Below are 23,149 nucleotides of genomic sequence, written 5' to 3' on the forward strand. Positions count from 1 at the left end.
TGTGTAGCGCCCGGTGGGCGGAGACCGGGCCCCGAGCCGGTTAGGGTGCGGCTATGACCTTGGACGCGACACTGCGGGAGCGGCTGGCGGCGCCGGAGGCGGACGCCGGCGGCCTCGACGCGCGCATCCTGGACGCCGCGCTCGCCGAGTTCGAGAGCTACGGGCTGCGCCGCGTCAGCGTGGAGGACGTCGCCAAACGGGCCGGGGTCGCGCGCACCACCATCTACCGGCGCTTCGCCGGGAAGGACCAGCTGCTCCAGGCCGTGATCCTGCGCGAGTGCCGCCGGTTCCTCACCGCGATCGCCGAGGCCACGGAGGGCCTGCCCTCTCCAGAGGACGCCGTCGTCGAGGGGTTCGTGGTGGGGCTGCGCAGCGCCCGCGCGCACCCGCTGCTGGCGCGCGTCCTGGAGAGCGAGCCGGAGGCGTTCCTGCCGCAGCTCAGCATGAACGGCGGCGCGGTGATGCTCGCCGCCCGCGACATCCTCGCCGACCGGCTGCGCCGCGCCCGCCCCGGCGACGCCGAGGACCACGACACCGTGGCCGAGGTGCTGCTGCGGGTCGCGGTCTCGCTGCTGCTCGTCCCGGGCGGCGGTCTCGCGCTGGACGGCGAGGACGCGATCCGCCGGTTCGCCCGCGACTACCTCACCCGGATGCTGCGTCCCGGCAACGGCTGACGGGCCGTTCCGCCGCGTCCGCCCGTCCCGTACCCTCAAATTTATCGAACATCGTTCTAAAATGGGAGGCGGCGGCATGATGGCGGTCGTTCGGACGTCCTCGGGCAAGGTGCGCGGCACGGCTCGGGACGGCGTCACCGCGTTCCTCGGCATCCCCTACGCCGCGCCCCCGTTCGGGCCGGACCGCTTCCGGCCGCCGCGCCCGCCCGAACCGTGGGACGGCGTCCGCGACACCGTCGAGTACGGCCCGACCGTCCCCAAGCCCGTCTACCCGCGGCCTTTCGACATGCTCCTGGACGAGCCGGTGATCCCGGGCGACGACTGCCTGAACCTCAACGTCTGGACGCCCGGAGGCTCGGGCCTGCCGGTCATGGTGTGGATCCACGGCGGCGCCTTCCGGAACGGGTCGGGCGCGATCCCCGTCTACAGCGGGCACACCTTCGCGCGCGACGGCGTCGTCTGCGTGACGATCAACTACCGGCTCGGGGTGGAGGGGTTCGCCGAGCTGCCCGGGGCGCCGTCCAACCGGGGGCTGCTCGACCAGATCGCCGCGCTGGAGTGGGTCCGCGACAACATCGCGGGCTTCGGCGGCGACCCGTCCCGGGTCACCGTCTTCGGCGAGTCGGCCGGCGCCATGAGCGTCACCACCCTGCTCTCCCTCGACCTCGGGCTCTTCCACCGCGCGATCGCGCAGAGCGGCGCCGGCAACATCGCCCAGGACCCCGAGGACGCCCTGCTCGTCACCAAGGAGATGGCCGCGCGGCTCGGCGTCGAGCCGACCGCCGAGGCGTTCGCGGCGCTCGATCCGGCCGAGATCATCCCGGTGCAGAGCGCCGTCGCCGCCGAGGTGTCCATGGTGCCCGACCCCGGGCGCTGGGGCGCCACCACGGCCGCGGGCGGGATGTCCCTGATGCCGGTGCTGGACGGCGAGCTGCTCGCCCGCCGCCCCGAGGTCGCGATCGCCGCCGGCGCCGGGCGGGACGTGGACCTGCTCCTCGGCTACACGTCCGAGGAGTTCCGGTTCTTCCTGATGCCGACCGGGCTCGCCCCGAGCCTCACCGAGGAACTGGTCGCCGCCACGACGGCCGGCATGGGCATCCCCCGGGGCCTGCCCGCCGCCTACCGCGACCACCACCCGGACCTGACGCCCGGGGAGCTGCTGGCGACGATCACCACCGACAGCCAGTTCCGCATCCCGGCCCACCGCACGGCCGCCGGGCACGCCTTGTCGGGCGGCGCGACGTGGATGTACGAGTTCGCGTGGCGGTCGCCCAACCACGACCTGGGCGCCTGCCACGCGCTTGAGCTGGGCTTCGTCTTCGACAACCTGGGCGCCGCGGGCGAGCCCATGACCGGCCCGAACCCGCCGCAGGCGCTCGCCGACCGGATGCACCGCGCGTGGGTGGACTTCGCCGCCGGCGGCGACCCCGGCTGGGAGCGGTTCGACCCGTCCACGCGGGCGGTGCGGACGTTCGACGACCCGGCGGACAAGGTCGTCCACGATCCGCACGCCGAGGACCGCGAGCTCTGGGACTAGACGCCGGAGACTTCCGCCCCGCGGCACTCCGCGGGGCGGAACGCGTCTCCGGCGGCGCTCAGCTGCCCAGCCGCTTGCGGCCCTGCGCGCGGACCCGCTTGCGCTGGGACGGGTCGAGCATCATGTACCCGACGACCGGTGCGCCGAGGACCCCGAGGATGATCAGCGCGCTGAGCCACCAGGGGAACACGAACAGGGTGAGGAAGCCGACGACGACGCCGCCGATCACGAGCTTGGTCTGGGTCGACATCTGGTACCTCCGTTTACGGGCCGCCCATCATGTCAACGGCCGTCCCGCGACCGCTGTTCCACGATATGTCGCGAGTCTGGCGGAAGGCCATGATGATCTGGCCTCGCGGAGGGTATTCCCCGTCCGCCGCGGTCAGATGCGCAGCGAGAGCTGCCCGCCGCCCAGGGTGCGCAGGACGTCGGCGTGCAGCTTGCCGTTCGTGCACACGACGCTGCCGCCGTCCGGCCCGGGCACGCCGGACAGGTCGGTGAACATCCCGCCGGCCTCCTCCACGATGACCTGGAGCGCGGCGAGGTCCCACAGCGACACCTCGGGCTCGGCGGAGATGTCGACGGCGCCCTCGGCGACCATCATGTGCGACCAGAAGTCGCCGAACGCGCGCGTCCGCCACACCGACCGCGTCAGGTCGAGGAAGCGGGGGAGGCGGCCCTGCTCCTCCCAGCCGCTCAGGCTGGAGAACGACAGGGAGGCGTCGGACAGGTCGGTCACGGACGACACGGTCATCCGGGTCGCCCGGGTCAGGCTGCGGCCGGTCCACGCGCCGCCGCCCCGGGCGCCCCACCAGCGGCGGTTCAGCGCGGGCGCCGACACCACGCCGACGACGATCTCGTCGTTCTCCATCAGCGCGATCAGCGTCGCCCACACCGGCACGCCGCGGACGAAGTTCTTCGTCGCGTCGATCGGGTCGATGATCCAGCAGCGGTTGCCGTAGCCGGTCTTGCCGTACTCCTCGCCGAGCACCGCGTCCCGCGGCCGGGCCCGCTTCAGCGTCCCGCGGATCTGCTCCTCGACGCTGCGGTCGGCGTCGCTGACCGGGGTCAGGTCCGGCTTGGTCTCGATGGCGAGATCGAGGGCGCGGAAACGCTTGGTCGTGATGTCGTCGGCCCCGTCCGCCAGCACATGTGCGAGACGCAGGTCATCGGAATAGCCCGCCACGGCGTGCCACGCTACCCTGATCACCGCGCGTCCAGACACACTTACCCGGCCCGATCCGGCTTTTCGGTCCCGCGCCGGGGCGCGCCGGGCCGCGAACACCGGTTTCCCGGGCCGTGTGGTGGCAGCATGGGGCCATGCCGCACGACCTTCCCGCGTGGGTGGCCGAGCTGACCGACCCGCGCCGGGCCGAGACGCTCGACGAGCTCGCCGACCGCCTCGTCCCCCTCGCCGAGCACGCCATCGACGTCTCCCGCCGGCTGCAGGCGCAGCTCAACGAGCTCAACGACCCGTTCAAGCGCGAGGCGCTGTACGGGCGCGTGGAGCGCCTGAAGGCGCGCGCCGGCGAGGCCCTGGAGGAGATCACCTCCGAGATCGCCGCGTCGGGGGAGGAGCGCATCGAACGGGTCTGGGCCGAATGGGCCGGGCAGGCGGGCCCCGGCGGGCGCGGTCCGCAGGAGCGCGAACTCCGGCGCGTCCTCGACCGCGAGATCGTGCCGGTCCTGTCCCGGCAGCAGCAGGAGGTCGCCGCGCGGGTCGCCGAGCGCACTTCCACGGCCCTGGAGGCCGCGACGCAGAAGCTGCTGACGCGGGTGGAGGAGCTGGCCAAGGCCGTCACCGACCTGATCCACGACGTGCTGCCGCTGGCGCGCGAGGGCCTGGCCCTGGCCAGCCGCATCTCGACCCTGTCCGGCCACGCGCGCAAGACCGGGCGCGGCCCGGTCCCGGACGAGCTGAAGGACGCGGGAGCCGAGACGTCCCGGGCGTTCGACGAGGCCGTCGCGCGGCTGGAGCTGGAGTGGGCCGCGCTCGGCGCCCGCTCCGCGACCGTCCGGGCGGCGCTACGGGGCGCGGAGGAGAGCGCGTTCAGCCAGGTCACCGAGGAGATGACCCGCTGCGTGGAGGAGCTCGCGCCCCGGCACGTCCAGGCGCTGAACGAGGCCGAGGCCAAGGCGCGCAGCCTGTTCGAGGAGGCGCGGGGCTAGGGCGCACGGCTAGGGCGCGGGGCTAGACGGCCTGCGGGAAGCGGAACAGCCGCCCGGGGTCGTGGGACGCCTTTACCTTCCTGAGACGGTCGAGGTTGGGGCCGTAGTAGGCGTTCGCCCAGTCCTTGAGTCCCGCGTCGATGTAGTTCACGTAGGCGGCGCCGCCCAGGTAGGGCTCCATGGCGCCATGGGTGGCGGACAGCCACGCGTCGTCGGGCGCGAGGTACTGGACGCAGAAGAGCGCCTTCCGGTGCGGGAAGGCGGTGGCGCCGGGCGAGAGGCGGGTGATCGCGGCGCCCATCGCGTCCATCAGCACCGACCTGTTCCGGACGTCGTTGCCCTCCTCGAAGCGGCTGGTGAGGGCGCGGATCGCGTCGTCGGTGAGGGTCTTGTAGGCGATGTGCGACTTCCCGGAGTAGTCGGTCCGGGGGAAGGAGCCCTCGGCGCGCTGGCCGGGAAGCGTGCCCTGCGCGTGGCACTGGTCCGTGCTCTGCCCCGCGCAGCCGCCCATGAACTTCATCGCGTCCAGGTAGGGGCGGCTCTGGGCGGTGGACGAGACCGGGTCCGCCCCCGTCGCGGCCGTCAGCCGGCTCATGTGGCCGTCCGCGCCGGCGAGCGCCAGCCCGGTGACCTCGACGGTGGGGGTGCCCTGGTCGGGTTCGGTGTCGAGGTGCAGGCTCGTCCAGACCTCGGCGTCGGCCGCGGGCGCCCAGCGCTGCCAGCCGCGGATCACGTCGGGGGCCTTCGACCACGGCCAGCGCAGGCTGAACGGCGTGACGTCGCTCGTCTCGTGCGTCCGGAAGGTGAACGACACCGCGACGCCGAAGTTGCCGCCGCCTCCACCCCGGCACGCCCAGAACAGGTCCGCGTTCTGGTGCGGGTCGCAGGTCAGGACGCGCCCGCCGGCCGTGACGACCTGGACCGACTCCAGGACGTCGCACGACAGCCCGTACGCGCGGGACGTCACGCCCAGCCCGCCGCCGAGCGTCAGACCCGCCACGCCCACGGTCGGGCAGCTTCCCGAGGGGACGCTCACCCCGTCCTCGGCGAGCCTGCCGTACAGGTCGATCAGACGGGTGCCGGCGCCCACGACGGCGTGCTCCCCGTCGCGCCGCACGCCGTCCATGGGGGACACGTCGATCACGAGGCCCGAGCCCGTCGACCAGCCCGCGTAGCTGTGCCCGCCGCAGCGCACCGCGACCGGCATCCGCCTCAGCGTCGCGAACGCCAGGCACTCCGAGACGTCCTGCGGGGTCTCGCAGTAGGCGATCCCCGCCGGGCGGACCCGGTCGAAGCGCGGGATGTAGAGGTGCCGGGCCTCCGGATAGGCGGCGTCGGACGGCCGGATCAGCTTCCCGTCGAGACCGCGCTCCAGCGCGCCCCAGTCGGCCGGGCCGGTCGGGCGGGCGCGGGACGGCGAGGGCGGACGCCCGCGCGAGGCCGGTCTCTCCTCCGAGCATCCCGCGGCCGCCAGCGTGCCGAGGACGGTCGCCTTGAGCACCGCGCGCCGCTCCATGCCGCCATTGTCGCGGCGATCACTCGCACGCGTGTGGAAGTCCGCCTTTTCAGGACGGCGCCCGCCACGTCCGGAGGAACGTCTCGAAGTGCGCGACGCCGGCCTGCCAGTCCTTCTGCGCGGTGATCAGGATGGCCTGGTAGAACCCGCCGCCGAACTCGAAGGCGCGGACCCGGGCGCGTCCCGGCGTGCCCCCCTTCGTGAAGGTGAACTGGACCTCGGCCGCCTGCCCGCCCTGGTAGGGGATGTTCCGGGTGAAGCTCTCCTGCTTGAAGCCGGGGAACTGACCGGGCTCGTTCTTCATGTCGTCGATCGCGGAGGCGAGGCCGTCCCCGGGGTCGCCCGACCCGGCCGCCGCGACGCGCTGGACCCCGATCCCCCGCCGCACGCCCCGGGCGGGATCGGTGAACGTCACGTCGTCACCGGACGGCTCCGTCTTCCAGCCCTTGGGGACGGCCGCCTCGAAGGCCGACCCCCGGTACGGCTCGTACCCTCCGGGCACCCACGCCCGCGGGCGCGACGAGGGCGACTGGCCGCCGCTCGGCGCGTCGCTCCCGTTGTCGACGAACACCACGATCGCGAGGACGGCGGCGACGAGCGCGGCCGTGAAGATACTCCCGGGCACCACCAGCCACCACGGCACGCGCCGCTTGCGGCGCGGCGGAGTCACGGGCGTCGCGACGGTGGGCGCGGCCGGAGACTGCAACGTCACGTCATGCGGCGGCGCGGAGGACGGAGCCGCCGACGGAGCCGCCGGCGGGGGCGCCCACCGCTGGCCGCCCTGCGCGATCTGGCGGAGCAGCCGGCCGGCCTCGTCGGGCCCCATCCGCTGCCCGGCGTCCTTGCGCAGCAGCCCGTGCAGGACCGGGGTGAGCGGCCCGGCGTGCTGGAGCGGGTCGGGGTCGTCCGCGAGGACGGCCGCCATCACCCCCCACACGTCCGGGCGCTGGTACGGGGGGCGGCCCTCCACCGCCGCGTACAGGGTGCCGCCCAGCGACCACAGGTCGGACGCCGGCGTGGCCTTCTGGTACCGCGCCTGCTCGGGTGCCAGATACGCGGGCGACCCGACGATGGCGCCCGCCTGGGTGAGCGTCTCGTCGCCCGCGACCGTCGCGATCCCGAAGTCGGTGAGGACGGCCCGGCCGTCCGGCAGCAGCACGTTGCCGGGCTTGACGTCCCGGTGCACCACCCCGGCGGAGTGCGCGGCGCCGAGCGCGTCCAGCAGGTCCAGCCCGATCGACGCGACCCGGTCCGGCGGCAGCCGCCCCTCGCGCGCGATGGCCCTGTCGAGCCCCTCCGCGCGGACGAGCTGCATCACGATCCACGGCCGCCCGTCCTCCTCGACCACGTCGTAGACCGTCACGATGCGGGGATGGTCGAGCCGCGCCGCCGACCGCGCCTCCCGGAACGTCCGCGCGTGGATGCGCTCGACCTGCTCGTCGTCCAGGCCCTGCGGCGGCGACATCTCCTTGATCGCCACCTCGCGGTCGAGCGTGCGGTCGAGCGCCCGCCACACGGCCCCCATCCCGCCGCGCCCCAGCACCTCCACGAGCTCGTAACGCCCTGCGATCGTCCCCGGCATGAGGCGCACCTTACCGACGCGAACCGGGCGCCCGCAGCGGCATGGCGGCACCCCGCACGGTCAGGCGGGACCGTGCCGCGAGGACCGACCGGGGCGCGACTCGGGTTCCACGGGCTCGTCCCCCGGGGACAGGGCGCCCCCGAGGGCCAGCAGCAGCCGGCGGAGGGAGTCGAGGCGGGCGCGGGACGCGTGGCCGTCCTCGACCCAGCCGTCCAGGCCGCAGTCCTCCTGGAGGTGGTCGCAGTGCGGCGGGCAGCGTTCGGCGGCGCCCTCGGCGAGGTCCTCGAACGCGTTGAGCACATGCTCCGGATCGACGTGCGCCAGGCCGAAGCTCCGCACGCCGGGGGTGTCGATGATCCAGCCGTCCCCGCCGGGCAGCTCCAGCGCGATCGCCGACGAGGAGGTGTGCCGGCCGCGCCCGGTGACCGCGTTGACGTGGCTGACCGCCCGCTCGGCGTCCGGGACGAGCGCGTTCACCAGCGTCGACTTGCCGACGCCCGAATGGCCGACCAGGACGCTCGTCCGGCCGGACAGGTGCTCGCGCAGCCCGCCGAGGTCGCCGCCGCGCCGCGTCACCACGTACGGGACGCCGAGCGGCGCGTACTCGGCGATCAGCCCGTCCGGATCGGCGAGGTCGGCCTTGGTGAGGCAGAGCAGCGGGTCCATCCCGGCGTCGTAGGCGGCGACGAGCTGCCGGTCGATCATCCGGGGGCGCGGCTCGGGATGGGCGAGCGCCGTCACGATGACGAGCCGGTCGGCGTTCGCGACGATGATCCGCTCGAACGGGTCGGTGTCGTCGGCGGTGCGGCGCAGCGCCGACGTGCGCGGCTCGACCCGGACGATCCGGGCCAGGGTGTCCTGGTCGCCGGAGACGTCCCCGACCAGCGCCACGCGGTCGCCCACGACGACGCCCTTGCGGCCCAGCTCGCGGGCCCGCATCGCGGTGACGGCGCGCTCGCGGTCGGTGCCGGGGTCGGCGAGGCAGCGGTACCGGCCCCGGTCCACCGCGGTCACGAACCCGGGGGAGGCGTCCTCGTGCGCGGGGCGGCGGCGGGTGCGCGGGCGCGACCCGCGGCGGCCGGGCCGCACCCGGACGTCGTCCTCGTCGTAGTCGTGCGCTCGTCGTGCCAGTGGTCCGGTCCCTGCTGTCAGGCGGGCGCCAGCATGGACGCCCACTGCCGGGTGAAGTCCGGAAGAGTCTTGCCCACGGTGCCCGGATTCTCCACTTCGATGCCGGGAACGGCCAGTCCGAGAACGGCCGCCGCCATCACCATCCGGTGGTCGTCGTAGGTGCGGAACACGCCGCCGCGCAGTGGCCGCGGCCGGATCGCCAGGCCGTCCGGCAGCTCGGCGACGTCGCCGCCCAGCCCGTTGATCTCGGCGGCGAGCGCGGCGAGCCGGTCGGTCTCGTGGCCGCGCAGGTGGGCGATGCCGGTGAGCCTGGACGGCGAGTCCGCGAGCGCGCAGAGGGCCGCGAGCACCGGCGTCAGCTCGCCGACCTCGTGCAGGTCGGCGTCCAGCCCGGCGAGACCGCCGGGGCCGCGCACGGTCAGGCCGTCCGGGCCGCGGGTCACCTCGGCGCCCATCGCGGCGAGCAGCCCGCGCAGCGCGTCGCCGGGCTGCGTCGTGTCCGCCGGCCAGTCCGGCACCGTGACGCGCCCGCCGGTGACCAGCGCGGCGCCGAGGAACTGCGCCGCGTTCGACAGGTCGGGCTCGATCACCCGGTCGCCGCCCCGCAGCGGGCCCGGCGCGACCCGCCAGACGTCGTGCTCGGTCTCGACCTCCGCGCCCGCGTCCCGCAGCATCCGGACGGTCATCGCCAGGTGCGGCGCGGACGGCACCGGCGGCCCCTCGTGCCTGACCTCCACGCCCTTCGCGAACCGCGGCGCGGCCAGCAGCAGCCCCGACACCAGCTGGGACGACGCCGACGCGTCGATCGTCACGCGCCCGCCGGCCACCGAGCCCGTCCCGCGGACCGTGAACGGCAGCGCCCCCCGGCCGCCGTCGTCGATGTCCGCGCCGAGGGCCCGCAGCGCCGTGACGATCGGGCCCATCGGCCGCTCGCGGGCGCGCGGGTCGCCGTCCACGAACACCTCGCCGCTCGCCAGCGCGGCGACCGGCGGCAGGAACCTCATCACCGTCCCCGCGAGGCCGACGTCGACGCGGGCCGGGCCCTTGAGCGGCTCCGGCATCACCTGCCAGTCGGCGGCGTCCTCCCCGATGCTCGTGCCGAGGTCGCGGAGCGCGTCCGCCATCAGCTCGGTGTCGCGGCTGTGCAGCGGCCGGGTGACGCAGACCGGCGCCTCGGCCAGCGCGGCGAGGACGAGCGCCCGGTTCGTCATCGACTTCGAGCCGGGCAGCGGCACGGTGGCGTCCACCGGGGCGCGGGCGACCGGGGCGGACCAGTGCGGAGCGGACATGCCCCCAGGCTATCGGGCCGGGACCCGTCAGAGCGGAATCGTCAGCAGCGTCCCGCCGCCGTCGAGCCGGACCTCGAACCGGCTGATCTCCTGGCGGGTCAGCCCCGTCCCGCCCTGCATGGTCAGCGGCTTCGGCTGCCCCGGCACCCCGTACCCCTTGTCCGGGACGCGCCAGCCGGCGACGACGCTGCGCTCGCCGTCCCGCGCCACGGCCTCCAGGTGGCACCGCAGCGGCCCCTTGATGCCGCGCAGCTCCAGGCTGACCTGCGTCCCCCACCCCTTGTCGACCAGGCCGACGGTGCCGGACGCGCCCGTGCCCGCGTTCGTCGCCTGGAAACGCTCGCCGGTGAGGGCCTGCACGGGCGGTTGCTTGGCGGGGGTCCCCTCGTCGTCGAGCACCGTCCCGAGCCCGACTCCGGCGGCCAGGGCCACGCCCGCCGCGGCGGCGCCGATGACGTACGCGCCGCGCCGCAGTCGCCGGTCGTGCCGGCGCTTGCGGCGCATCATGTCGATCACCGGCGCCGGAGGTGCGGACGGCTCGTCCTCACCCGCCTCCGGTCCGGCCGCGCCGGGCCCGCCGCCGAGCTCGAAGAGGGCGCCCGCCGTCCCCGACAGCGCCCTCAGCTCGGCCTGGCACGCTCCGCAGCCGCGCAGGTGCGCCTCGAACGCCCGCCGGTCGCCGGGTTCGAGGAGGCCGAGCGCGTACGCGCCGACGTCGGTGTGCTCCACCTGGGAACTCATGAGGTCACCCCCCTCTCCTCCAAGGCGACGCGCAGGGCGCGCAGGGCGTAGTACACGCGGGACTTGACCGTCCCCACCGGGATGCCGAGGTACTCGGCGGCCTGGTTCACCGTCCGATCGCGCAGCACCGTCTCCGTCAGCGCCTGCCGGTGCGCCGGCGACAGCGATTCGAGCGCCTCGGTCACGACGACCTTGCGCAGCAGGCCGTCCATCTCGTCCGCCATCGGCAGGTTCTCCAGGGGGCCGTCGCCGACCTCCGGCGGCCTCACCTCGCGCTGCCGCCGGTTGTCGATCACGATACGCCGGGAGACCGTGGCCAGCCACGGCATCAGCGAGGACGTCCGGTCGTCGAGCCGGTCCGCGCTGCGCCATGCCCGGATCATGGTCTCCTGCACCACGTCCTCGGCCCACTGGCGGTCACCGCCGGTCAGCCGCAGGACGAACGCGAGGAGTGGCCGATGGTACTCGCGATACAGCGCGGCCACCATGTCCTCGTCGCGCACGGGCGCGTCATGGGGCTGGACGGGCCGCGCCGTGCCGGGGCGGCGGAGAAGGCTCCGCAACCCGCCGCTCTGGCGACCGGTCGATCCGGGAAGTGCCATGGCCGGGGCGTCTCCGTCGGGGAATCGAAGGGCGGTCACCAGGCAGTACGGAACCACCCCGGCCCGCGGTTCAATCCTCTTGAGCCTCTTTTAAGGTTCTCTTCGGGAAGTCAGCGCTTCGCCGCGTGCAGTACCTTGCCGGCCTGCGCCGTCGTGCCCGCCTTCACGGCCTGCCCGGCCCGCGCCGCCTTCCCCGGCTTGGACGCCCGCCCGAGCTTGAACACGCCGCCCTTCTTGCGGGACCTGCCCGCCTTGGCGCCCTTCAGCGCACCGGCCGCCTTGCCGAACTGGAGTGCCCCACCGGCCTTGGCGCTCTTCGCGCGCTTCGTCGCCTTCGCGGACTGCCTGGCCGCCGTCCGCGCGCCCTCGGCGCGGGCGGCGCGCACCTGCCGGGCCGCCTCCCGGCGCGCCTCCCGCAGCGTGGCGGCGGCCTCCCGGCGCAGTGCCTTGGCCTCGGCGCCGCCCTTGATCTGCGTCTCGCGGGCCGCGCGGCGCAGTTCGGCCGTGCGCGGCCTGCGGCGCGGCTCGGTCGCCACCATGAGCAGCGCGCCGAACATGCCGGCGTTCTTCAGCAGGTGCGAGCGTTCACCGGCGCGGCGCTCGGGGTCCTCCTCGGTCCAGAAGCGGTGCTCGGTGGCGAGCGCCGGGACCATCTGCGCCGCGAGCAGCAGTGTCGTCAGCCGCCGGAACCTGCCGGTCAGCAGCAGAGCGCCGGTGCCGAGGCTCAGCGCACCCTGCATGCGGACGAGGGTCTCCGGGTCCTTCGGCAGCCAGTCGATCCGGTCGGTGACCGGCTTGACCGCGGGTCCGACCCGCTCGGCGCGTTCCCGCGGATCCCGGACGGCCTCCAGGCCGGTCATGATGAAGGGCGCCGCCACGAACGGGCGGGCCAGGGTCGTGAAGGGTCGCATGACCCGCTTCATGCCCAGCGCGCCGCGCCTCAAGCGCGGCAGGATGGGACCCATGTGCGGACGCTATGCCACCACCCGCGCGCGTCAGGAGCTGCTGGACGAGTTCCAGGTGCAGCTCGACGCGGTCGACGGGGACATCCAGCCCGACTACAACGTCGCTCCGACCAAGCAGGTCCCGGTCGTCCTGAACCGGCGGCCCAGGGACGAGCCCGACGAGGCGCCCGCCGTGCGCCAGCTCCGCACGGTCCGGTGGGGCCTCGTCCCGTCCTGGGCCAAGGACGTCTCGATCGGCTCCCGGATGATCAACGCGCGGTTCGAGACGGTGCACGAGAAGCCGTCGTTCCGCCGCGCGTTCGCCAGGCGGCGCTGCCTGCTGCCCGCCGACGGGTACTTCGAGTGGTACACGCTCCAGGACCAGGGCGATCCGGCCGAGGGCGAGAAGAAGGCCAAGAAGAAGCCGCGGAAGCAGCCCTACTTCATCCACCCGAACGACGGCGCGGTCATGGCCATGGCGGGGCTCTACGAGCTGTGGAAGTCGCCCGAGGACGAGTGGCTGTGGACGTGCACCGTGATCACCACCAACGCGCCCGACGACCTCGGCCGGATCCACGACCGGATGCCGATGATCGTCGAACGGGAACGCTGGGACGCGTGGCTGGACCCCGCGCTCACCGAGACCGAGCAGGTGCGCGGCCTGCTGGTCCCGGCGATGGCCGGGACAATGGAGGCCTACCCGGTGTCAAAGGCCGTCAACAGCGTGCGAAACAACGGACCCGAACTCATAGAACCGGCGAATTCTGGGGATAGTTCCGGCAACCATTCCGACAGTTTGTTCTGACACGGGGGCTCACCGGGAGGAGTTCGCAGCACCGTGGACACCGCCGTCGCCCGTGCCCGCCTTGAGGCCATGCTCGAAGACCTGGACCGTTCCATCGCCATTCTGCGCGGGGAGGCCCCCGAGCGCGACAATTCCGCCGCCGACGCCGGGTCCGGCCTCACCGACCACCACCGCGTGGAGGCCGCGCTGGAGTCGCTCCAACGCCACCGCGGCGGCGTGGCCGCGGCCCTGGACCGGATAGGCGCCGGCACCTACGGCCGGTGCGTCGGCTGCGGCCACCCTGTCCCCGAGGGCCGCCTGGAAGCCCGCCCGGACGCCGCCCGCTGCATCCCCTGCCAGACCAAACACGACCGCCGCTAACCCCACCCGACCCCGGTGGGGTTCCCGCACCCGCCCCCTCTTGGGGGTACCCCCGCCCCACCCCTCTTGGGTTCGAAGCTCAGCCGGGATCACGGGCAGGCGCGTGGAGCGAGTGCAGCGAGCGGAGGGCGCATGCCCGTCGAGCCGGGCGACCGCAGCGACACGTCGCGAGCCCGCACGGTCACGGCGCACCCGCACCGTGGCGTGAGGATCGACCGGCTCGTAACGGGGGGTTCCAGGGGGGTCGCTACCCCTGGGTGAGCACAGCGCTCGCCAGGAGGTGGATGCCCAGGGATTCGTCGGGTTGTTGGGCGCTGAGTTCTGTGCGGACGAGGCGGGGGAGGGCGCGGGGGGATTCGGTGAGGACGTGTTCGACCGTTGAGGGGGAGAGCACGGTGCGGGGGCGGATCCACTCGACTTCCAGGCCGGCGTCGGCGAGCAGTTCGCGGAGCTGGTGGGAGGAGAAGGAGCGGGTGATCGTGCCGTCGGGCCAGGGGACGAGGACGACTTCGGCGCTCGGTACGTCCGATAGGTGGGCCCAGTAGTTCCGCTCGGCCAGGAGCGCCATGCCGAGGGTGAGGGAGTCGACGCAGAGCAGGACGCGTCCGCCGGGGCGCAGGACGCGGGCGATCTCCGCGATGGTGGTCTCGGTGGCGAGGTGGCGGGACAGCGCGCGGTTCTCGGCGATGACGGCGTCGAGGGAGGCGTCGGCGAGGTAGGGGAGGGTGCCGGAGTCGCCGATGAGCGGGGTGGTGCGTTCCCCATGGGCGGGGCGGGCGGGGCTCGGGCGTCCGGGCCGTTCGGGGTCGCGGATCTCCAGGACGGCGTGTCCGGCGGCGGCGGCCTGGGCCGCGCTGAGGCCGTGGCCGCCCGAGACGTCCAGGACGCGGGACGGCCTGCGCGGCAGCCACCGGATGAGCTGGGCCTCCGCCACCGCCCTGTAGAACGTCCAGTAGTGCGCCAGGGAGTCTCCTGGGCCGCCTTCGGACGTCTCGCGCAGGCTCGCGATGGTGGGCTCGGACGATCGCGCCGAAGGCACCGAGTGCACCAATTGCTCCTGTTCTCTCCGTTATGTCAGTTCTTCCCCGTCTGCAGCCCCCATCACCCTGAGTGAAGGACGGGGCGGACGAGTCTTTGCCCGATACGTCCGGCCGCGGCCGGGAATCGCCGCGGGCGTTCCGGTGTTGCACCGTCTCACAAGCCCGGTAAGAGCCTCACATCCCAGCACACGGAGGTGCGAACCCGATGACGACGGCCGTCGCCGATCAGCAGCGGAGCGCCGGCACGGCGGCGTCCCGCGGGGCCGCGCGGGAGCCCGCCCGCGTGAGCAGGCCGCGCGGACCGATATCGTCTGGTGGACAAGGCGCCGCCGGCCCAGTCGCGGCCATGCGCGCCACAGCCGAGGAGGTGGTTCAGGTACCGGGCACCACGGAGACCGTGGAGCAGCGCCAGGAGCGCTTCCAGCGCGACGTGCTCCCCTTCTTGGACCAGCTGTACTCAGCCGCACTGCGCATGACGCGCAACCCGGCGGACGCAGAGGACCTCGTCCAGGAGACCTTCGCCAAGGCGTTCGCGTCCTTCCACCAGTTCAAGGAAGGCACCAACCTCAAGGCGTGGCTCTACCGCATCCTGACCAACACGTTCATCAACTCCTACCGCAAGAAGCAGCGCCAGCCGCAGCAGGCCGCGACCGAGGACATCGAGGACTGGCAGATCGCCCGCGCCGAGTCGCACACCTCCAGCGGGCTGAAGTCCGCGGAGGCCGAGGCGCTGGAGCACCTCCCCGACTCCGACGTCAAGCGGGCGCTGCAGGACCTGCCGGAGGAGTTCCGCATCGCCGTCTACCTCGCCGACGTGGAGGGCTTCGCGTACAAGGAGATCGCCGAGATCATGGGCACGCCCATCGGCACGGTGATGTCCCGTTTGCACCGCGGCCGGCGGCAGTTGCGCGGCATGCTGGAGGACTACGCTGAAGAGCGCGGGCTCACCCGTGCGAGCAGGGGGTCATCATGAGCTGCGGCAACCATCACGAGACGCCATGCGACGAGGTCCTCGCCCGGGTCTACACCTATCTCGACGGCGAGCTCGACCAGGGCGGCTGCGGCGAGGTACGCCAGCACCTCGACGAGTGCGGCCCCTGCCTGCGCGAGTACGGGCTGGAAGAGGCCGTCAAGAAGATCGTGAACAAGTCCTGCGGCTCCGAGCAGGCCCCGACGGACCTGCGCGCGAAGGTGCTCGGCCGCATCGAGGAGATCTGCGGCGAGATCAAGACCTCCGCCGACGCCGGCACGACCGAGAGCGCCTGAACCCCGGTATCTTGCTCGGGTGCTCGCACTCGTCACCGGCGCGGCCGGATTCATCGGATCCCATCTCGTCGACCGGCTCGTCGCGGACGGCCACGAGGTCGTCGGCGTGGACAACATGGCGACGGGCGCGAACGTCCGCCCGGACGTCGAGATGTGGGAGATGGACGTCGGCGACCCGGCGCTCGCCGAGCGGGCGGCGGCCCGCCGCCCCGAGGTGATCTGCCATCTCGCCGCGCAGGTCAGCGTCCGGCACAGCGTCGCCGACCCCGTGGCCGACGCCCGCGTCAACGTGACCGGGACGGCCAACGTGCTGGAGGCGGCGCGGGCGGCCGGCGGGCGCAAGGTCGTCTTCACCTCCAGCTGCGCGGTCTACGGGGTGCCGGACGCGCTGCCCGTCCCGGCGGACGCCGAGCTGCGGCCCGCCTCCCCGTACGCGGCCTCGAAGGTCTCCGGCGAGGTCTACGCCGGGATGTACCGGCGGCTGCACGGCATCGACTTCACGACCCTGACGCTGGCGAACGTCTACGGGCCGCGGCAGACGCCCGACGGCGAGGCCGGGGTCATCTCGATCTTCACGGACGCGCTGCTGTCCGGCCGTCCGACCAAGGTGTTCGGCGACGGCGGCCAGACGCGCGACTACGTCTACGTGCTGGACGTCGTGGACGCGTTCGCCCGCGCGGCGGGGGACGCCGGCGGCGGGCGCCGCTTCAACGTGGGCACCGGGGTGCAGACCACCGACCGCGACCTGCACGCGCTCGTCGCCGAGGCGGCGGGCGCGCCGGACGACCCGGAGTTCGCGCCGGCGCGGCTCGGCGACCTGCCCGCGATCGCCGTCGACCCGCGCGAGACGCGTGAGGTCCTCGGCTGGGAGCCGGAGGTCGCCCTGCGGGACGGCATCGCCGAGACGGTCGCCTGGGCGCGCGGGCGCGGCGCGGCGGCCTCCGGCTGACCGCGCCCGGACCGGGATGCGTCCAATGGTCCGCTTGTACTAATCCCCGGAGATGACCTTTTGCGGCTCTTTCCTGGGGTTATTGCGGAGCATTCCAGGATGCACGTGCATTCTGGTTGTGCAGAGTGTTTGTGCCCGCCACCGCGGGCCCATTCTGCAGGGGACAATTGATCACAACAGGTGACGATTCGTTCACGCTTAGCTCACATTTTCTCGCATGCCTGTGTGACCTGGGCAGTTCGCGTTAGGCTTGTGCCGAAATCAGCGACGGGAGCATGTGCGCACCGGTCAATTCGGGGGTATGTGCTCGCCCGGGAAACCTGGACCGCACTGGTCCCGGCGGCCGGCCGCCACGGCCGGGCGGCCCGGTTCGGCGGGGGGAGGCAAGGAGCCATGCTCAAGCGCGTGATGCCGGTGGGGAACGACCGGCGACCGAGCGCCTCGGCGTCGTCGCTGATGATGACCAGGGGCGTGTCCTGGGTCTAGGTGCCGGCAGGCACGTCTGAGCCCGGCGGCGCCCGCCATTCGTCACTCCACGAGGGGCGGCAATGCGTGGACTACCTCTCGCTGCCTGGGCGTACGTCTGTGGTGTGGTCGCCCTGGCGGCGGGCCTCATCGCGACGTCGTCCTTCGCGGAGCTCGACTGGGGCCAGCTGGCCGTCCTGGCCCTGCTGTTCCTCGTCTGCGACTCGGCGCCCGCGCGGCTGAACATCACGCGGGCCAGGGTGTCGCTCAGCTTCGCCGCGAGCCTGGCCTCGGTCGTGCTGCTCGGCCCGGTCGGCGCCGCGCTGCTCGGGCTGTGCGCCGTCGTCACGGGCCAGCGGTTCTTCGCCCCCGTCAAGCGGATCTTCAACGGCGCCCAGTTCGCGCTCAGCGGGTTCATCGCCGGGACGGTCTTCGAGCTCCTCGGCGGCGACCGCTTCCACCCCGAGCAGTCCCGCTGGGTGGAGAACGTCATCGGGCCCTTCCTCGGCGCGCTGTTCACCTTCGTCCTGGTGAACCTGGCGCTGATGGCCGGGGTGCTGCTGCTCAGCCGGCAGGCCGCGCCGCGCGAGCTGCTGCACGAGAGCGGCCAGCTCGCTGTCGGCTGCCTCGGCTACGGCATGGTCGGGCTGCTGATCGCCGGACTGTGGCCGCGCGTCGGGCCGTTCGCCGCCGTGCTCGTCCTGCTCCCGCTGTTCATCGCCCGCTGGGCCATGGACCAGGCGTACGCGCAGCAGCAGGCGCACGCCGCGACCCTCGCCGCGCTCTGCCAGGCGGTCGAGACCAAGGACTTCTACACCCGCGGCCACTCCGAGCGCGTGTCCCGCGGCTCGGTGATGATCGCGCAGGAGATCGGGATGCGCGCCGACCGGGTCGAGGCGATCCGCTACGCGGGCATGCTGCACGACGTCGGCAAGCTCGGCGTCCCCACGAAGGTGCTGCAGAAGAACGGGCCGATGACCGAGGAGGAGTTCGCCGCGATCCAGCTGCACCCGATGCGCGGGCTGGAGATCGTCCGGGAGATCGGCTTCCTGGACGAGGCGCTCGCCGGCATCATGCACCACCACGAGAAGATGAACGGCCGCGGCTACCCGATGGGCCTCGCCGGCGACGAGATCCCGGAGTTCGCCCGGGTCATCTCCGTCGCGGACGCGTTCGACTCGATGACCTCGACCCGCTCCTACCGGGCGGCCCGCAGCATCGACGAGGCCGTGCAGGAGCTGCGCCGGGGGATGGGCGACCACTTCGACCCGGCGATGGTCGAGGCGTTCCTGCGGGCGCTCGACCGCGACGGCTGGGAGCCGCCCGACCCGGTCGTCCTGCCGGACGACGACGTCGTCGAGACCACCCAGCAGGACCACGACGACCCGAGCACCCCCCTGCGGATCGCCGACGGCGGCGAGGTGCGCCGGTGACGGGACGCCCATGAGCGGCCAGACCCGCGCCCGCGAGCGGGCGGCCTGGCAGACCATCGACTCCGGCCAGCTGCTGCTGATCGCCACGGCCGGGCTGTTCGTCATCATCGCGATCACCCAGGTCGCCGCCGCGGGCCTGCGGCAGCCCGACATCGCGATCATCTTCGGCGTGCTGATCGCGCTCGGCGAGCTGTTCCGCATGGTGATGCCCGGGAACCGGGAGGTCGCGCCCGTCGCCGGCGCGGGCGCCACCGGCTACGCGCTGCTCGTCGGCGTCGGCCCCGAGGGCGCCCCGCCGGGCGCGCCGCTCGGCGTGGTCGCGGCCGAGCACTCCGCGCTGCAGGTGGTCGCCGTCACCGCGGTCGCCATGCTGATCGGCTCGCTGCCGCACATCGCCGTCGGCCGGACCCCGCGGCCGGACGCGATGGCGCGCCGGCTGTTCACCGTCGCGGTCGTCGCGCTGTGCTTCCGGCCGCTGCTCGACCTCGGCCTGCCCTGGCCGCTGCTGCTGGCCGTGATGTGCGCCGTGGTGGTCCTGTCGTGCTTCACCGACGTGCTGATCGCCGCGATGATCCGGGCCGAGGCCGTCCGGGCCCGGTTCGGCATCGCGCTGCGGGACGAGATCGACGCCAAGGCGGCGCTGTGCGCGGCGACCAGCGCCACCGCGGTGCTGATCGCCGTGGCCACGACCGCGATGGGCGAGGCCGCGCTGCTGATCTTCACGGTGCCGATCCTGGTGACGCAGTTCGCGTTCCGCCGGTACGCCGGCATCCGCGCCACGTACCTGCAGACCGTCCGGGCGCTGTCCCGCGTCACCGAGGTCGGCGGCTACGTGGAGACGGGGCACTCGCGGCGCGTGTCCCGGCTCGCGGTGCGGATGGGACGCGAACTCGGCATGTCCGAGGAGGAGCTGCTCGAACTGGAGTACGCGGCGCTGATGCACGACATCGGGCAGCTCTCGCTCGGCGACCCGATCCCCGGCGGCGCGACCGTGCTGGCGTCCCCCGCCGAGCAGCGCCGGATCGCCGAGCTGGGCGCCGAGGTGATCAAGCAGACCGGGGTCCTGGACCGCGTCGCGCACATCGTCCAGCTGTCCTCGCACCCCTACCGGACGGGCCGCGAGCCGTCCGGCGACTCCGGGGAGCGGCCCATCCCGCCGCCGCTCGCCGGCCGCATCATCAAGGTCGCCAACGCCTACGACGACCTGGTCGGCGACTCCTCCGACCGCGACCGGGGCGCCGCCGTGCTGGAGCGGCTGCGGCTGGACTCGGCCGCCGAGTACGACCCGACCGTCGTGGAGGCGCTCAGCCGGGTCGTGGACCGCCGCCTGCGCCAGTAGGCCTCGTGCGCCGCCGCGACCGCGAGGGTGATCGCGGCGGTGAGCGTCCACAGGAGCAGCGCGCCGAGGCGCTGGTCGTCCAGCGGCGACGCCCCCCAGCGGCGGCCGAGGTGCTCGTACCAGCCGCCGAGGACGGTCCCGTTCCGCATCAGCGCGGTCCCGGCGATGGCGTGCAGCGGCAGGACGGCGAACGGCATCGGCGTCCCCGTCGTCCCGTGGAAGTACGCCAGGCCGATGACGAGGAAGGCGGCCATCGCGAGCGAGTGCAGGGCGTGGTTGCTGAGGGACGGCGCGAACAGCGGTGACACGTACCACGCGTAGAGGGCGAGCAGGAGCAGCGGGGACGAGACGGCCGGATGGGCGAGCAGTCCCAGCGCCCGGCTCTCAGCGGCGGCGGCGAGGAGCGACCGCCCCTCCCCGCGCATCGCCCTGAGCGCCAGCCGGAGCGGCGCCCCGTAGAGCAGCAGGACCGGTGCCAGCACCCCGACGAGGACGTGCTGGAGGGCGTGCGCGCTGAACAGGACCATGCTGTACCGGGAGATCCCGCTCGCGGTGGCGAGCAGCACGACCAGGAGGCCGGCGGCCCACGACGCGCTCCGCCACCACGGCCAGTCACGTACCCGCGCGACGCCCAGCCCGTACAGGGCGGCCCCGGCCAGGACCAGCACGAAGAACAGCGGGTCGATCCACCAGTCGAGCAGGTAGGGGCCCGGCCCGGCGGGGCCCGGCAGCGGGAAGCCGAGGTTCAGCGCGACGACGTCGAGGGTGTCCGGCGGATTCTCCGGCGGGGGCGTGCGGGACAGCCCGGTGGCGAGCGCCATCGTCGCCGTCATGATGAGGAGCTCGACCGTGCCGAGGCGGAGGAACGGCCGCGCGCCCGTCCCGTCCCGCAGGGCGGGGATGGTGGCGCGGCGGTGCCACCAGCCCATCGCGCCGAGGGCGGCGAGCGCCGCGCACTTCGCGACGACGAGCGCCCCGTACCTCGACCCGAGGTGGAGGCCGCCGAGCCGCACCCAGGCGTTCACCGCGCCGCTGAGCCCGACGACGGCGAACGACGCGAGCGCCAGCCCGCTGTACCGTCCGACGATCTCGGGAAGCCGGTCGCGGACGTGCGGCGCGGCGGTGACGAGCGCGACCAGCCCGCCGACCCACAGCGAGACGCCGAGCACGTGGAAGGCCAGGCTGTAGACGGCGAGCGCGTGGTTCGAGGCGCTCGCCGCGTGCCCGGTGAACAGCGGCGGGAGGAGCCCGGCGAGCGCGCCCGCGAGCAGGTACCCGGCGCCGCCGGCGGCGCGGGGCAGGCTCGCCGCGACCGCCACCGCGACCGCGGCGCCGAGGACGAGCAGCAGCGCCCGCCCCTGCGGCAGATCGAGCAGGAGCGTCCGCATCATGTCGCCGGTGACCCCGGTGACGCCGATGCCGAACAGGTCCAGGACGGTGAACACGATCAGCGCCAGCGTGCACGCCGCCCACGCCATCGCCGCCAGCGCCGCGGCGCGCAGGCAGCGGCGCCCGGCGGGGGAGGCCGCCGGGACGAACACGGCGGCGACGAGCAGCCAGCCGACCGTGAGGACCGCGGCGACGTCGCCGCCGAGCTTGGCCACCGACAGGCCCACCTTGCTCAGGGCCCCGGCCTGCGACAGTCCCGGCGCGGCGGTGGCGCTCAGCGCGCCGCCCAGCCTGATCACGAGTGCGAGGACGACCAGCGCGATCGCCGCGGCGCCGATGACGAGCATCGGCCCGTCGGCCCGGGGCACCCGAGCCGCCTCCGACCCCGGGGTCGCCTCACGTGTCGTCACGCGCAGAAATACGCACACACGCGGGTGAAGGGTTCATTAAGGTATCGGCCAAACCGAGCCCCGAGGAGCGAGATGAGCGCCCCCGACCAGGGAAACACCTATCTGGAGAAGGTCGTCGCGCAGCAGGCGGTTCTGGAGGACGACCTGCGGGCCAGGCGCTCCCCTCCGGCCGTGCCCGGGATGCCCGCCGCGGCCCCGCCGGCGGGCCCGCTGGCCAAGCGCGAACGGGCCCTCGGCGCCGGGCCCGGCGCGGACCGGTCCGGGCCCGGCCCGGTGGACGTGCGGATCAGCGGGTTCTGGCGGTGGAAGAACGTGCTCGTCCCGCCGAACGCGTTCGTCGTGCACACCCGGCGCGGGCGGACCGAGCCGCTGCACATCGGGCTCGGGGTGTCGTTCCGGTTCAACCCGTCCACCGACTCGTTCCTGGTCGTGCCGGGCGCGACGCAGACGATCCTGATCAACGCGTACTGCATCTGCCGGGAGCTGCAGGGCGTCCTCGTCCAGGGCTACGTGCAGTGGATCATCCAGGACTTCGGCACCGCGTACCGCAAGCTCGACTTCGGCGACTCCGACGACCCGATGCGGGTGGTGAACCTCCAGCTCCGCGAGCAGGCCGAGGCGGCGATCAAGGACAAGGTCGCCACGATGGGGGTGCGGGACGTCCTCAGCGACAAGCAGCCGATCATCGAGGAGCTGACCGCCCGGCTCCGCGCGGTCGCCGAGGGCGAGGAGAGCGGCGACCAGGGCCTCGGGCTGCGCATCGTCACGGTGCAGATCAAGGAGGCCGTGGTCAGCTCGTCCCGGCTCTGGGAGAACCTGCAGAAGCCGTACCGGTCCGAGCAGGGGCAGATCGCGCGGCTCGCCGAGCTGGAGGCGGAGGAGGCGGTCGCGCAGCGGGAGATGGCCGCCGCCCGGGTCAAGGAGACGCAGCGGCTGGAGCACGAGCGGGAGATCGCCGAGCTGCGCGCCCGCAACGAGTCGCAGCTGTTCGACACCGAGGCGGCCGAGAAGCTCCGCCGCACCCGCCGCGAGCACGACGACTCCCGCGAGGTCGCCGAGCTGCAGACCGAGACGACGCGGCACGCGCTGCGGATGGAGCGCGAGCGGCACGAGGAGGAGGCCGAGACGGGGCGGCTGCGCATCGAGCGCGACCACGACCTGGCCCGGCTCCGCGCCGAGGGCGAGCTGGCGCTCGCCGACATGCGCGCCCGGTCCCGGCACGAGCAGGCGCTGCTCGACCTGGAGCGGGAGGGCGCCCGCGCCGCGCTGGAGAACGACCGCTCGCCCGCGGCCGTCCAGACGCGGCTCATCGCCTCACTGCCGGAGATCATGGCCAAGCTGCCCAAGCCGGACGAGCTGCGCACCGTCACCGTCAACGGCGCCGACCAGACCAGCGTGGCCGGCCTCATCACGCAGCTGACCGCCGTCGTCGGCGCCCTCCGCGCCGCGACCGCGGACGGGGGGCCGAAGGCCGGAGCCTGACCGGACGCCCGCCCGGTCAGGCCGGG

At 73.8% G+C, this 23,149-nt stretch carries 21 protein-coding genes and 1 pseudogene; 11 read left to right on the top strand and 11 right to left on the bottom strand.

All coding sequences use genetic code 11. The features are described from left to right. Positions 1–53 precede the first annotated feature (53 nt). A complete protein-coding gene (locus K8Z49_RS40700; protein WP_021597466.1) occupies positions 54–674 on the top strand; it encodes a TetR/AcrR family transcriptional regulator in 621 nt (206 codons plus the stop codon). Between the two features lie 76 nt (positions 675–750). Beyond that, positions 751–2,211 (top strand): carboxylesterase/lipase family protein, encoded by a 1,461-nt coding sequence (locus K8Z49_RS40705; RefSeq protein ID WP_412516700.1) that lies wholly within the window; start codon positions 751–753, stop codon positions 2,209–2,211. A gap of 58 nt (positions 2,212–2,269) precedes the next feature. Here K8Z49_RS40705 and K8Z49_RS40710 read toward each other — a convergent pair whose 3' ends face one another. Together K8Z49_RS40710 and hisN are read right to left on the bottom strand one after the other, a co-directional pair. Further along, on the bottom strand, positions 2,270–2,461 hold the full coding sequence (locus tag K8Z49_RS40710) for a hypothetical protein (RefSeq protein WP_021597464.1): 192 nt from the start codon (positions 2,459–2,461) through the stop codon (positions 2,270–2,272). 132 nt (positions 2,462–2,593) lie between these two features. Continuing rightward, complete coding sequence (hisN, locus tag K8Z49_RS40715; RefSeq protein WP_024935782.1) at positions 2,594–3,397, bottom strand: histidinol-phosphatase; 804 nt, start codon at positions 3,395–3,397, stop codon at positions 2,594–2,596. A gap of 134 nt (positions 3,398–3,531) precedes the next feature. Between hisN and K8Z49_RS40720 the strand changes: the two genes are divergently transcribed. Then, on the top strand, positions 3,532–4,380 hold the full coding sequence (locus tag K8Z49_RS40720) for a hypothetical protein (RefSeq protein WP_021597462.1): 849 nt from the start codon (positions 3,532–3,534) through the stop codon (positions 4,378–4,380). A 22-nt stretch (positions 4,381–4,402) separates the two neighbouring features. Here the strand turns inward: K8Z49_RS40720 and K8Z49_RS40725 are convergent, their stop codons facing one another. The 7 genes from K8Z49_RS40725 to K8Z49_RS40755 all read right to left on the bottom strand — a co-directional run bounded on the left by K8Z49_RS40725 (position 4,403) and on the right by K8Z49_RS40755 (position 12,206). Further along, positions 4,403–5,896, bottom strand: a complete 1,494-nt coding sequence (locus K8Z49_RS40725) for an FAD-binding oxidoreductase (RefSeq protein WP_412516701.1) — start codon at positions 5,894–5,896, stop codon at positions 4,403–4,405. Between the two features lie 49 nt (positions 5,897–5,945). Next, positions 5,946–7,478: a serine/threonine-protein kinase gene (locus K8Z49_RS40730; RefSeq protein ID WP_021597460.1), complete on the bottom strand. Its 1,533-nt coding sequence runs from the start codon at positions 7,476–7,478 to the stop codon at positions 5,946–5,948. A 60-nt stretch (positions 7,479–7,538) separates the two neighbouring features. Then, on the bottom strand, positions 7,539–8,609 hold the full coding sequence (rsgA, locus tag K8Z49_RS40735; protein WP_024935783.1) for a ribosome small subunit-dependent GTPase A: 1,071 nt from the start codon (positions 8,607–8,609) through the stop codon (positions 7,539–7,541). A gap of 17 nt (positions 8,610–8,626) precedes the next feature. After that, positions 8,627–9,898: a 3-phosphoshikimate 1-carboxyvinyltransferase gene (gene aroA, locus K8Z49_RS40740; protein WP_412516702.1), complete on the bottom strand. Its 1,272-nt coding sequence runs from the start codon at positions 9,896–9,898 to the stop codon at positions 8,627–8,629. Positions 9,899–9,925: 27 nt separating this feature from the next. Beyond that, complete coding sequence (locus K8Z49_RS40745) at positions 9,926–10,639, bottom strand: anti-sigma factor family protein (protein WP_021600279.1); 714 nt, start codon at positions 10,637–10,639, stop codon at positions 9,926–9,928. Then, a complete protein-coding gene (locus tag K8Z49_RS40750) occupies positions 10,636–11,124 on the bottom strand; it encodes a sigma-70 family RNA polymerase sigma factor (RefSeq protein WP_235206469.1) in 489 nt (162 codons plus the stop codon). Before K8Z49_RS40750 ends, K8Z49_RS40745 begins: the two co-directional genes overlap by 4 nt. Before the next feature lie 227 nt (positions 11,125–11,351). Continuing rightward, positions 11,352–12,206, bottom strand: coding sequence for a DoxX family protein (locus K8Z49_RS40755; RefSeq protein ID WP_235206467.1), 855 nt, complete (start codon positions 12,204–12,206; stop codon positions 11,352–11,354). Between K8Z49_RS40755 and K8Z49_RS40760 the strand changes: the two genes are divergently transcribed. Beyond that, positions 12,205–12,990, top strand: coding sequence for an SOS response-associated peptidase (locus K8Z49_RS40760; RefSeq protein WP_412516703.1), 786 nt, complete (start codon positions 12,205–12,207; stop codon positions 12,988–12,990). The genes K8Z49_RS40755 and K8Z49_RS40760 overlap by 2 nt on opposite strands. A gap of 33 nt (positions 12,991–13,023) precedes the next feature. Beyond that, positions 13,024–13,350: a TraR/DksA family transcriptional regulator gene (locus K8Z49_RS40765; RefSeq protein WP_021599859.1), complete on the top strand. Its 327-nt coding sequence runs from the start codon at positions 13,024–13,026 to the stop codon at positions 13,348–13,350. A gap of 247 nt (positions 13,351–13,597) precedes the next feature. Here the strand turns inward: K8Z49_RS40765 and K8Z49_RS40770 are convergent, their stop codons facing one another. Then, complete coding sequence (locus K8Z49_RS40770) at positions 13,598–14,398, bottom strand: class I SAM-dependent methyltransferase (protein ID WP_021599860.1); 801 nt, start codon at positions 14,396–14,398, stop codon at positions 13,598–13,600. Positions 14,399–14,736: 338 nt separating this feature from the next. Here K8Z49_RS40770 and K8Z49_RS40775 point away from each other — a divergent pair, with 338 nt between their 5' ends. The 5 genes from K8Z49_RS40775 (at position 14,737) to K8Z49_RS40795 (ending at position 19,842) form a co-directional block, all read left to right on the top strand. Continuing rightward, positions 14,737–15,363 (top strand): sigma-70 family RNA polymerase sigma factor, encoded by a 627-nt coding sequence (locus K8Z49_RS40775; RefSeq protein ID WP_021599861.1) that lies wholly within the window; start codon positions 14,737–14,739, stop codon positions 15,361–15,363. After that, positions 15,360–15,656 carry a mycothiol system anti-sigma-R factor gene (rsrA, locus tag K8Z49_RS40780; protein WP_075022185.1) on the top strand — a complete coding sequence of 99 codons (297 nt, stop codon included), beginning with the start codon at positions 15,360–15,362 and terminating at the stop codon, positions 15,654–15,656. The genes K8Z49_RS40775 and rsrA overlap by 4 nt, the downstream gene beginning before the upstream one ends. A 19-nt stretch (positions 15,657–15,675) precedes the next feature. Beyond that, a complete protein-coding gene (locus K8Z49_RS40785) occupies positions 15,676–16,605 on the top strand; it encodes an NAD-dependent epimerase/dehydratase family protein (protein WP_412516704.1) in 930 nt (309 codons plus the stop codon). Between the two features lie 548 nt (positions 16,606–17,153). After that, positions 17,154–18,503 carry an HD-GYP domain-containing protein gene (locus K8Z49_RS40790; protein WP_024935788.1) on the top strand — a complete coding sequence of 450 codons (1,350 nt, stop codon included), beginning with the start codon at positions 17,154–17,156 and terminating at the stop codon, positions 18,501–18,503. Positions 18,504–18,513: 10 nt separating this feature from the next. Beyond that, positions 18,514–19,842 carry an HD-GYP domain-containing protein gene (locus K8Z49_RS40795; protein WP_024935789.1) on the top strand — a complete coding sequence of 443 codons (1,329 nt, stop codon included), beginning with the start codon at positions 18,514–18,516 and terminating at the stop codon, positions 19,840–19,842. A gap of 47 nt (positions 19,843–19,889) precedes the next feature. Here the strand turns inward: K8Z49_RS40795 and K8Z49_RS40800 are convergent. After that, positions 19,890–21,578: pseudogene (locus K8Z49_RS40800) on the bottom strand (cytochrome c oxidase assembly protein); the annotation flags it as partial. A gap of 135 nt (positions 21,579–21,713) precedes the next feature. Between K8Z49_RS40800 and K8Z49_RS40805 the strand changes: the two are divergent. Beyond that, positions 21,714–23,123, top strand: coding sequence for an SPFH domain-containing protein (locus K8Z49_RS40805; protein WP_024935790.1), 1,410 nt, complete (start codon positions 21,714–21,716; stop codon positions 23,121–23,123). Positions 23,124–23,149: the final 26 nt, after the last annotated feature.

Origin of the sequence: Actinomadura madurae, from assembly GCF_047130825.1 — a bacterium.
In the GTDB taxonomy this organism is placed as follows: Bacteria; Actinomycetota; Actinomycetes; order Streptosporangiales; family Streptosporangiaceae; genus Spirillospora; species Spirillospora madurae.

Bases quoted from the DNA above. Each gene is read 5' to 3' on its own strand.
- K8Z49_RS40730 (WP_021597460.1), bottom strand. From the start codon at position 7,478: ATGCCGGGGACGATCGCAGGGCGTTACGAGCTCGTGGAGGTGCTGGGG.
- K8Z49_RS40705 (WP_412516700.1), top strand. From the start codon at position 751: ATGATGGCGGTCGTTCGGACGTCCTCGGGCAAGGTGCGCGGCACGGCT.
- K8Z49_RS40755 (WP_235206467.1), bottom strand. From the start codon at position 12,206: ATGGGTCCCATCCTGCCGCGCTTGAGGCGCGGCGCGCTGGGCATGAAG.
- K8Z49_RS40720 (WP_021597462.1), top strand. From the start codon at position 3,532: ATGCCGCACGACCTTCCCGCGTGGGTGGCCGAGCTGACCGACCCGCGC.
- rsrA (WP_075022185.1), top strand. From the start codon at position 15,360: ATGAGCTGCGGCAACCATCACGAGACGCCATGCGACGAGGTCCTCGCC.
- K8Z49_RS40710 (WP_021597464.1), bottom strand. From the start codon at position 2,461: ATGTCGACCCAGACCAAGCTCGTGATCGGCGGCGTCGTCGTCGGCTTC.
- K8Z49_RS40745 (WP_021600279.1), bottom strand. From the start codon at position 10,639: ATGAGTTCCCAGGTGGAGCACACCGACGTCGGCGCGTACGCGCTCGGC.
- K8Z49_RS40700 (WP_021597466.1), top strand. From the start codon at position 54: ATGACCTTGGACGCGACACTGCGGGAGCGGCTGGCGGCGCCGGAGGCG.
- K8Z49_RS40775 (WP_021599861.1), top strand. From the start codon at position 14,737: ATGCGCGCCACAGCCGAGGAGGTGGTTCAGGTACCGGGCACCACGGAG.
- K8Z49_RS40760 (WP_412516703.1), top strand. From the start codon at position 12,205: ATGTGCGGACGCTATGCCACCACCCGCGCGCGTCAGGAGCTGCTGGAC.
- K8Z49_RS40795 (WP_024935789.1), top strand. From the start codon at position 18,514: ATGAGCGGCCAGACCCGCGCCCGCGAGCGGGCGGCCTGGCAGACCATC.
- K8Z49_RS40790 (WP_024935788.1), top strand. From the start codon at position 17,154: ATGCGTGGACTACCTCTCGCTGCCTGGGCGTACGTCTGTGGTGTGGTC.
- aroA (WP_412516702.1), bottom strand. From the start codon at position 9,898: ATGTCCGCTCCGCACTGGTCCGCCCCGGTCGCCCGCGCCCCGGTGGAC.
- K8Z49_RS40805 (WP_024935790.1), top strand. From the start codon at position 21,714: ATGAGCGCCCCCGACCAGGGAAACACCTATCTGGAGAAGGTCGTCGCG.
- K8Z49_RS40725 (WP_412516701.1), bottom strand. From the start codon at position 5,896: ATGGAGCGGCGCGCGGTGCTCAAGGCGACCGTCCTCGGCACGCTGGCG.